10 protein-coding genes are annotated in these 9,278 nt (G+C 65.5%); 7 read left to right on the top strand and 3 right to left on the bottom strand.

Annotation, left to right across the window (positions count from 1 at the left end; genetic code table 11):
* The first annotated feature begins 5 nt into the window (after positions 1–5).
* From PNI01S_RS12430 to PNI01S_RS12420, 3 genes are all read left to right on the top strand, one after another.
* A complete protein-coding gene (locus PNI01S_RS12430) occupies positions 6–491 on the top strand; it encodes a chemotaxis protein CheW (protein ID WP_024766232.1) in 486 nt (161 codons plus the stop codon).
* A gap of 7 nt (positions 492–498) precedes the next feature.
* Positions 499–1,299, top strand: coding sequence for an AraC family transcriptional regulator (locus PNI01S_RS12425; RefSeq protein WP_084358358.1), 801 nt, complete (start codon positions 499–501; stop codon positions 1,297–1,299).
* Between the two features lie 74 nt (positions 1,300–1,373).
* Entirely contained in the window at positions 1,374–1,985 is a 612-nt protein-coding gene (locus tag PNI01S_RS12420; protein WP_084358357.1) for a LysE family translocator, read from the top strand.
* 161 nt (positions 1,986–2,146) lie between these two features.
* Here PNI01S_RS12420 and PNI01S_RS12415 read toward each other — a convergent pair whose 3' ends face one another.
* Together PNI01S_RS12415 and PNI01S_RS12410 are read right to left on the bottom strand one after the other, a co-directional pair.
* Positions 2,147–2,866, bottom strand: a complete 720-nt coding sequence (locus PNI01S_RS12415) for a 16S rRNA (uracil(1498)-N(3))-methyltransferase (protein WP_065086249.1) — start codon at positions 2,864–2,866, stop codon at positions 2,147–2,149.
* Positions 2,867–2,933: 67 nt separating this feature from the next.
* Positions 2,934–4,337, bottom strand: coding sequence for an adenosylmethionine--8-amino-7-oxononanoate transaminase (locus PNI01S_RS12410; protein ID WP_084358356.1), 1,404 nt, complete (start codon positions 4,335–4,337; stop codon positions 2,934–2,936).
* Between the two features lie 191 nt (positions 4,338–4,528).
* Here PNI01S_RS12410 and PNI01S_RS12405 point away from each other — a divergent pair, with 191 nt between their 5' ends.
* From PNI01S_RS12405 to PNI01S_RS12395, 3 genes are all read left to right on the top strand, one after another.
* Positions 4,529–6,016, top strand: a complete 1,488-nt coding sequence (locus tag PNI01S_RS12405) for a flavin monoamine oxidase family protein (RefSeq protein WP_024766227.1) — start codon at positions 4,529–4,531, stop codon at positions 6,014–6,016.
* Between the two features lie 176 nt (positions 6,017–6,192).
* Positions 6,193–6,747 (top strand): cytochrome b, encoded by a 555-nt coding sequence (locus PNI01S_RS12400; RefSeq protein ID WP_037013760.1) that lies wholly within the window; start codon positions 6,193–6,195, stop codon positions 6,745–6,747.
* Between the two features lie 28 nt (positions 6,748–6,775).
* The gene (locus PNI01S_RS12395) at positions 6,776–7,351 is read left to right on the top strand and encodes a YceI family protein (RefSeq protein WP_017520144.1); all 576 of its coding nucleotides are present in this window, start codon (positions 6,776–6,778) and stop codon (positions 7,349–7,351) included.
* 51 nt (positions 7,352–7,402) lie between these two features.
* Here the strand turns inward: PNI01S_RS12395 and PNI01S_RS12390 are convergent, their stop codons facing one another.
* The gene (locus PNI01S_RS12390; RefSeq protein WP_037013774.1) at positions 7,403–7,837 is read right to left on the bottom strand and encodes a MarR family winged helix-turn-helix transcriptional regulator; all 435 of its coding nucleotides are present in this window, start codon (positions 7,835–7,837) and stop codon (positions 7,403–7,405) included.
* Between the two features lie 270 nt (positions 7,838–8,107).
* On the opposite strand from PNI01S_RS12390, the gene mexA reads away from it, so the two are divergent.
* The gene (gene mexA / locus PNI01S_RS12385; protein WP_038803498.1) at positions 8,108–9,265 is read left to right on the top strand and encodes a multidrug efflux RND transporter periplasmic adaptor subunit MexA; all 1,158 of its coding nucleotides are present in this window, start codon (positions 8,108–8,110) and stop codon (positions 9,263–9,265) included.
* The last annotated feature ends 13 nt before the right edge of the window (positions 9,266–9,278 follow it).

Below are 9,278 nucleotides of genomic sequence, written 5' to 3'. Positions count from 1 at the left end.
GCCCGATGAGTGATCTCCCCGTCGCCAATGCCGGCGTTGCCAATGCCGCCCCCAGCAGCCTGACCGGCCTGCTGGTGCCGCTGGCCGACCGCAACCTGCTGCTGCCCAACGTGGCCGTGGCCGAGCTGATCACCTACCGCGCCCCGCACCCGGTGGACGGCTTGCCGTCCTGGTACCTGGGCCAGGTGGCCTGGCGCGACCTGCGTCTGCCGCTGCTGTCCTTCGAGGCGGCCTCCGACGGTCAGGCCGAAGTCGGTTCCGGCGCGCGGGTGATCGTCGTCAACGCCCTGGGCGGCCGAGCCAATGTGAAGTTCTTCGCGCTGCTGGTGCAGGGCATCCCGCGTTCGCTGAAGGTCGGCAGCGACCTGAAGCGTCTCGACGTGCCGCTGGCTCCGCTGGAGCTGGACGCCGTGGACCTGGGCGATGCCCAGGCGCGCATCCCCGACCTGGTCGCGCTGGAGCAGAAGCTGGCCGACTCCGGCCTGATCTGAGCCGGCCATGAGCGGTGGCCTGCACCTTGCCCAGCTGGGGGATCAACCCGGCTTCGAGGTCGCCGGCGCCACCCTTGGCGGTCACCGTTTCGAGCGCCACAGCCACGACGAATTCGTCATCAGCGCCAACCTGCGCGGCGAGGAAAACGTCTGGCTGGATGGCCGAACCTTCGACGCCGGCCCCGGTTGCGTGACCTGCTACAACCCCGGACAGATCCAGGGCGGCGGCGTTGCCGAAGACCAGCCCTGGCAATTCGTCAGCCTCTATGTGGCCCCCGACCAGCTGGCGGCGATGCTCGGCCTGCAGCGCCTGGAGTTCGAACGCCCCACCGGGCGCCTGCCGGCCCTTGCCGGCGCCATGGCCGATGCGGTGGCGCGTGCGCTGGGCGACGACACCTTCGTTCGCCAGCGCGGCGAGGAACGCCTGACGCTGCTGCTCGCCGAGATCGCCCGTGCCATGGGCGTGCGCCTGCCGCAGCCTGCTGTCGAGAGCGGTGGGCGGATCGCGGACCTGCAGGGCTGGCTGGCGGCCGACCTGGCGCGGCAACCCAGCCTCGACGAGATGGCGACCTACCTCGGCCTGTCGCGTTTCCACCTGCTGCGCAGCTTCCAGAAGCAGGTGGGCCTGAGCCCCCGGCAGTGGGCAATGCAACTGCGCACTCGCCGGGCCCAGGCATTGTTGCGTGCTGGCCTGCCGGCCACCGAAGTGGCCCACGAGCTGGGCTTTGCCGACCAGAGCCACCTGAACCGGCATTTTCGCGCGGCCTACGGTGTGTCGCCGGGCAGCTTCCAGCGCGCCCTGCGCTGAGCAATCCGGTTCAAGTGCGAGGGCCGGTGCCCAGGCAAACTTGCCTCAACGTCACCCTGTTCGAGAGCTGATCCATGACCCTGTTCTTCGCCGCGTTGCTGTTCGGCATCGTCTTCTGCCTGTCTCCCGGCGCCGTGCTCGCCGAAACCCTGCGCCGTGGCCTGAAGGGCGGCTTTCGCCCAGCGCTGCTGGTGCAGTTCGGCTCGCTGATCGGTGATGCGGTGTGGGCGCTGATCGGCCTGACCGGGCTGGCGCTGTTGTTCGGCCATGAAACCTTGCGCCTGCCGCTGACCCTGGCCAGCGCCGCGTACCTGGCCTGGCTGGGTGTGCAGAGCCTGCGCGATGCAAGCGAGGTCGGCGTGGTGGAAGAGGGCGATACCGGCGAGCACAACGCCGGGGCTTTCGCGTCCGGGGCCATGCTGTCGCTGTCCAACCCGAAGAACATCGTCTACTGGGGCGCCCTCGGCGGCGCCATGGCCGGATTGGTCGATGGCGTGCCGTCTCTGGCGGATTCGCTGGTGTTCTTCGCCGGCTTCATGACTGCCTCGGTGCTCTGCTGCTTCCTCTGCGCCGGCCTGGTCGACTGGTTGCGGCGCAACGCCTCGCCGCGCTGGCACCGGGTGAGCCATGCGCTTTGTGGTGTGGTGTTGCTGGTGCTGGCGGGATTGGCGTTGCGGGGAATCTGAGTCGCCGGGCGCCTGGGCTCTTCGCGAGCAAGCTCGCTCCTGCGAAGAGCACACCCTGCTTACCGGCACCTGTAGCAGCGAGCTTGCTCGCGAACCCGCATGGCATCGGAGTTGCCGGCTTACCCTCTCTCTTCGAGAGCGGGCCGGCGCGAAGCCTCGACCTAGAAGTCGCCCCACAACTGCTGCGCCACGCTCAGCGCCACCACGGGCGCCGTCTCGGTCCGCAGCACGCGCGGCCCCAGTCGCGCGGCATGGAATCCAGCCGATTTCGCCTGTTCCACCTCCGCATCGCTCAACCCACCTTCTGGGCCGATCAGGAAGGCCAGGCTCGACGGCCGGTCATGGCTGGTCAGCGGTTCGGCCACCGGGTGCAGCACCAGCTTGAGCTGCGCTTCGCAGCTCTCCAGCCATTCGGCGAGGGTGACCGGTGCATTGAGCACCGGCAGCACCGAGCGGCCGCACTGCTCGCTGGCGCTGATCGCCACCTGGCGCCAGTGGGCCATGCGCTTGTCAGCGCGTTCGTCCTTCAGGCGCACTTCGCAGCGCTCGCTGACGATCGGGGTGATCTCACTGGCGCCCAGTTCGGTGGCCTTCTGGATCGCCCAGTCCATGCGCTCGCCACGGGACAGGCCCTGGCCGAGGTGCACGCGTAGCGGCGACTCGTCCTGGCCGGCGAAGGCTTCGCGCAGCTCCACGCGGACGTTCTTCTTGCCCACTTCGATCAACTCGCCCAGGTATTCCTGGCCGGAGCCGTCGAACAGCTGCACGGCATCGCCGACACTGTGGCGCAGCACGCGACCGATGTAATGGGCCTGGGCTTCGGGCAGCTCGTGCTGGCCGAGGGAGAGCGGGGCGTCGATGAAGAAGCGGGAGAGGCGCATGGCGATATCGGGCAGATAAAGGGGGAAGCGGCAAGCTTAAAGCTTTCGGCCTGCCGCTTGTAGCCGATCAGCCCGGATCGCGGTGATCGGGGAAGCGTTCGCTGACCGCCACGCTCACGCTGTCGCGGGTGGCGATGTCGATGCCTTCGCTGGCGACCTCGGCAAGGAAGTCGATCTGCTCGGGGGTGATGATGTACGGCGGCAGGAAGTACACCACGCTGCCCAGCGGGCGCAGCAGCGCGCCGCGTTCCAGGCCGTGCTGGAAGACCTGCAGGCCGCGGCGCTCCTGCCAGGGATAGGCGGTTTTCGTCGCCTTGTCCTGGACCATCTCGATGGCGAGGATCATGCCGGTCTGGCGGATTTCCGAAACGTGCGGGTGGTCGGCCAGGTGCGCGGTGGCGCTGGCCATCTTCGCCGCCAGGGCCTTGTTGGCCTCGATGACGTTGTCCTGCTCGAAGATGTCCAGGGTCGCCAGGGCGGCGGCGCAGGCCAGCGGGTTGCCGGTATAGGTGTGCGAGTGGAGGAAGGCGCGCAGGGTGCTGTAGTCGTCGTAGAACGCCTGATAGACCTTGTCGGTGGTCAGCACCGCGCTCATTGCCAGATAACCGCCGGTCAGCGCCTTGGAGAGGACGAGGAAGTCCGGGGTGATACCAGCCTGTTCGCAGGCGAACATGGTGCCGGTGCGGCCGAAGCCGACGGCGATTTCATCGTGGATCAGGTGCACGCCGTAGCGGTCGCAGGCCTCGCGCAGCAGCTTGAGGTAGACCGGATGGTACATGCGCATGCCGCCGGCGCCCTGCACCAGCGGCTCGACGATCACCGCCGCGACTTCCTTGTGGTGTTGCTCCAGCGCCTGCTCCATCGCGGCAAACATCGTCCGCGAGTGCTCTTCCCAGCTCACGCCCTCGGGGCGCAGGTAGCAGTCGGGAGTCGGCACCTTGATGGTGTCCATCAGCAGCGACTTGTAGGTCTCGGTGAACAGCGCCACGTCGCCTACCGACATCGCCGCCACCGTTTCGCCGTGGTAGCTGTTGGTCAGGGTGATGAAGCGCTTTTTCTCCGGCTGGCCGAGGTTCTGCCAGTAGTGGTAGCTCATCTTCAGCGCCACTTCGATGCCGGCCGAGCCGCTGTCGGCATAGAACACCCGGGAGAAGCCGGCCGGCGCCAGGCGTAGCAGGCGCTCGGAGAGTTCGATGACGGGCTGGTGGCTGAAGCCGGCGAGGATCACGTGCTCCAGCTGGTCGACCTGGTCCTTGACGCGCTGGTTGATGCGCGGGTTGGCGTGGCCGAAGACGTTGACCCACCAGGAGCTGACCGCGTCGAGGTAGCGCTTGCCTTCGAAGTCCTCCAGCCAGATGCCTTCGCCGCGGCGGATCGGGATGACCGGCAGGCGCTCGTGGTCTTTCATCTGGGTGCAGGGGTGCCACAGCACCTCGAGATCGCGCTGCATCCACTCGGCATTCAGGCCCATGGCCGGCTCCTTAAATTGATGGCTCTTCTGACGGTCGGCTCGCTCTGGTCGGCAAGCCTATTCAATGCTCCTGAGATGAACAAGGACACGTCCTACGACACATGTTGTAGGCAGCCGACCAAGACAGCTATTCGGCTTTCGGGCGCTGACGTATGCTTCGCGCCTTTGCACCAATTCGGGGAAGTCTGGCGATGAAAATGGGATGGCTGCGCGCTGCCGCGCTGCTCGCTCTGGGCGTGTTCAGCGTAGTGGCGCTGGGCAAGGACAAACAACCGACCGCCATCGTGGTCGGCGGCGGACTCGCCGGCCTCTCCGCGGCCTACGAGCTGCAGCAGGCGGGCTGGCAGGTGACCCTGCTGGAAGCCAAGCCGCAGGTGGGTGGCCGCTCGGGCCTGGCCACCAGCGAGTGGATCGGCAACAAGAAGGCCCAGCCGACCCTCAACGGCTACCTGGATACCCTGAAAGTGAACTCGGTGCCGGCGCCGGAATTCGTCCGTACCCCGAGCTACCTGATCGACGGCCTCTACTACAGCAGCGCCGACCTGAAGACCAAGATGCCGGCCGTCGCCGCGGACCTCGAGCGCTTCGAGAAGTCGCTGAACGATCTGTCCGCCTCGATCGACGACCCGCTCAACCCGCTGGCGAACAAGACTCTGTTCGCCCTCGATCAGCTCACCGCCGCACGCTGGCTGGACAAGCTGAACCTGTCGCCGACCGCGCGCCTGCTGGTCAACCAGCGCATCCGTTCGCATTACGACGAACCGTCGCGCCTGTCGCTGCTCTACCTCGCCCAGCAGGGCCGTGTGTACCGCGGCGTCGACGACCGTGATCTGCGCGCGGCACGCCTGCCCGGCGGCAGCCAGGTGCTGGCCCAGGCCTTCGTCAAGCAGATCAAGACCATCAAGACCAACGCCAAGGTCACCGCGATCAGCCAGGACAAGGACGGCGTGACCGTCAAGGTCGGCCCCACCGGCTACAGCGCCGACTACCTGGTACTGGCCGTACCGCTGCGCGCCCTGGGCAATATCACCCTGACCCCGGGCCTGAACGAGAAGCAGCTGGCGGCGCTCAAGGGCACCAACTACGGCTGGCGCGACCAGATCCTGATGAAGTTCAAGCGCCCGGTGTGGGACGACAAGTCGCGCCTGTCCGGCGAGATCTACAGCGACCAGGGCCTGGGCATGATCTGGGTCGAGCCCGCGACCAAGGGCGGCGCCAACGTGCTGATCAACCTGTCCGGCGACAATGCCCGCGTGATGCAGGCCTTCGGTGACCGCCAGCTGTCGGAGCAGGTGCTGATCCGCATGAACAAGTACTACCCGAAGATGCGCGGCGCATACGACGGCTATGAAATGCGCCGCTACAGCACCGACGTCGGAACCGGCGGCTCCTACCTGGCCTATGGTCCGGGCCAGATCAGCCGCTTCTGGCGCGTCTGGGAAACCCCGGTTTCCCGCGTCGCCTTCGCCGGCGAGCACACCGACGCGCTCTATCCGGGCACCATCGAAGGCGCCCTGCGCAGCGGCAAGCGCGCCGCCAGCCAGGTCCGTGACCTGTACGCCGGCAAGACTCCGGTGCTCGAAGGTGCGGCGCTGGTTGCCGACAACAAGCCGGCGGCCAGCGACAAGCCGGCCGAGAAGGGCGAGAAGAAGGGCATCATGTCCTGGCTGCCGTTCTGATCCAGCGCGCTCCATCCACAATGCCGGCGAAAGCCGGCATTGTCGTTTCTGGCTCTGGCACGGCCGTTTCAGGAGATGACCTATCTTGTCAGTCGATGTTTCAAAGCAGATTTTTCTGCTTTTCTTCGATGGATTAGCCGCTAGTCTTGAATTCCCGTTTTCAAGGATGTGTATCGATGCAATGGCGTAATTCCCCCGCACGCTACGGACTGGTCAGCCTGTTCCTGCACTGGGGCAGCGCGCTGGTGGTCTTCGGCCTGTTCGGCCTGGGCCTGTGGATGCGTGAGCTGGACTACTACGACACCTGGTACCACCGCGCCCCGGAAATCCACAAAAGCATCGGCATCCTGCTGGCCATCGCACTGATCGTGCGTGTGCTCTGGCGCTTCATCAGCCCGTCGCCGCCGACCCCGGCCAACCACGGCAATCTCACCCGCCTGGCCACCAAGCTCGGCCACCTGGCGCTCTACGCGCTGCTGTTCGCCGTGATCATCGCCGGCTACCTGATCTCCACCGCCGAAGGCAAACCCATCAGCGTGTTCGGCTGGTTCGACGTGCCCGCCACCCTGAGCGGCATCACCGACCAGGCCGACATCGCCGGTGCGATCCACCTGTACCTGGCCTGGGCCCTGGTCGTCCTGGCCGTGCTGCACGCCCTGGCGGCGTTCAAACACCATTTCCTCGACCGCGATGCCACGCTGGTGCGCATGCTCGGTCGTGCTGCGAAATAACACCTCACCCCAAAGGGAGATTGCTTCAATGCTGAAGAAGACGTTCGCCGCGCTGGCGCTGGGTACCGCACTGTTCTCCGCTGGCCAGGCCATGGCCGCGGACTACAAGATCGACAAGGAAGGCCAGCATGCCTTCATCGAATTCCGCATCAAGCACCTGGGTTACAGCTGGCTGTACGGCCGCTTCGACGATTTCGACGGTGCCTTCACCTTCGACGAGAAGAACCCGTCCGCCGACAAGGTCAAGGTGACCATCAACACCAACAGCGTGAACTCCAACCACGCCGAGCGTGACAAGCACCTGCGCAGCCCGGACTTCCTCAACGTCTCGAAGAACCCGACTGCAACCTTCGAATCCACCGCCGTGAAGGCTGATGGCAAGAATGCCGAGATCACCGGCAACCTGACCCTCAATGGCGTGACCAAGCCGGTCACCATCAAGGCTGAACTGATCGGCCAGGGCGATGATCCGTGGGGCGGCTACCGCGCCGGCTTCCTCGGCACCACCACCCTCAAGCTGAAGGACTTCAATATCCAGCGCGACCTCGGCCCGGCTTCCCAGGAAGTCGAGCTGACCCTGTCGGTCGAAGGGGTGCGTCAGTAAGACGCAGGACTGCGAAAACGCCGGCGAATGCCGGCGTTTTCGTTTGTGGCCTTAGTCTCCCCGGCCTTGCAGGCATTGCCGCAGCAGCTGGGTGAGGGTGCGCTGTTCTTCGTCGTCCAGCGGCGCGAACAGACTGTCATGGGTTCGTGCGAGGATGGCCTGGGTGCGCTCGTCGATGCGGCTCCCGGCCTCGGTGAGGAACAGCTGGAAGCTGCGCTGATCGTCCGGGTTGCGCTCGCGGCGAACCAGGCCGAGCGTCTCCATTTCACGGATCTTGCGGGTCACCAGCGCCTTGTCGCGGCACATCTTGCGCCCCAGGCTCTGCAGGCTCTGGCCCGCATCGGCGCCGATCAGCTCGAGCAGGCGGATGTCCGGCGGGGTGAGGTCGATGCCCTCGGCGCACAGTTCGTCCTGGAGGCTCTCACGCAAATGATCGAGCACCTTCATCAGGGTCTGTGGCAGGTCGGGATTCAGGGTATGGGTCATCGGCTCGGTCACGGTAAACCTTGTGTAAATCAGGTTGATCAGCTCAACCATTTTTTCGTATTTTAGTTGATGTTATCAACTTTGTTCGTCGCCGCGACTGCCTTGCGGGAAACCTACTGCGATATCGGCCTTTGGCTAAAACGTTTCAGTAGTTTTCCCTCAGGGCTTTCGGACGTTTACAAACACAGCTGAATGTAAGTATTTTTGCCAGCTTTTCCGGACCGGCAAGCCCACAGCCAAACCGGATGCTTTGCTCACGAGGACAACGATATGCAACGAAAGCCAGCCATGCGCGCCCTGGTCCCGGCCCTGCTCGTCGCCATGGCCACTCTTGCCGGCTGCGACAAAGCCCAGGCCCCGCAGGAGAAGCAGATCCCCGAAGTCGGTGTAGTAACCCTGCAGCCGCAGGAAGTGACCCTGAGCACCGAACTGCCGGGCCGCACCACTGCGTATCGCATCGCCGAAGTTCGCCCGCAGGTGAACGGCATCATCCTCAAGCGCCTGTTCAAGGAAGGCAGCGACGTCAAGGAAGGCCAGCAGCTGTACCAGATCGACCCGGCCACCTATGACGCTACCCTGCAGAGTGCCCAGGCCAACCTGGTGTCCACCCAGCAGCAGGCCGAGCGCTACAAGGAACTGGTGAAAGACGAGGCGGTGAGCAAGCAGCAATACGCCGACGCCCAGGCCGCCTATCTGCAGGCCAAGGCCACCGTCGACACCGCCAAGATCAACGTGCGCTACACCAAGGTGTATTCGCCGATTTCCGGCCGCATCGGCCGCTCCAGCGTGACCGAGGGCGCCCTGGTGCAGAACGGCCAGGCCACCGCGCTGGCTACCGTGCAGCAGCTGGACCCGATCTATGTCGACGTCACGCAGTCTTCCACCGCGCTGATCCGCCTGCGCCGCGAGATGGCCGCCGGGCAACTGGAGAAGGCCGGCGACAATGCCGCCAAGGTCAAGCTGTACCTGGAAGACGGCTCCGAATACCCCATCGAGGGCAAGCTGGAGTTCTCCGAGGTTTCGGTCGACCAGGGCACCGGCTCGGTGACCGTGCGCGCCATCTTCCCCAACCCGAAGAAGGAACTGCTGCCGGGCATGTTCGTCCATGCGCAGCTGGAGGAGGGCATCAAGAAACAGGCCATCCTCGCGCCGCAGCAGGGCGTCACCCGTGACTTCCGTGGCATGGCGACTGCCCTGGTGCTCAATGGCGAAGACAAGGTCGAGCTGCGCACTATCAAGGCCGAGCGCACCGTTGGCGCCTACTGGCTGGTCAGCGATGGCCTCAAGCCCGGCGACCGCCTGATCACCGAAGGCCTGCAGTACGTCCAGCCGGGCGCCCAGGCCAAGGCCGTACCCGCGAAGAACGTGGCGCCCACCGCTGGTGCCGCCGACAAGCCCGCCGCCGCTGAACCGGCCAAGCAGGGTTAATCAAGGGGATTCG

It is taken from the genome of Pseudomonas nitroreducens NBRC 12694 (assembly GCF_002091755.1).
GTDB lineage: Bacteria > Pseudomonadota > Gammaproteobacteria > Pseudomonadales > Pseudomonadaceae > Pseudomonas > Pseudomonas nitroreducens.
This window is presented reverse-complemented; position numbering and strand designations above follow the sequence as displayed.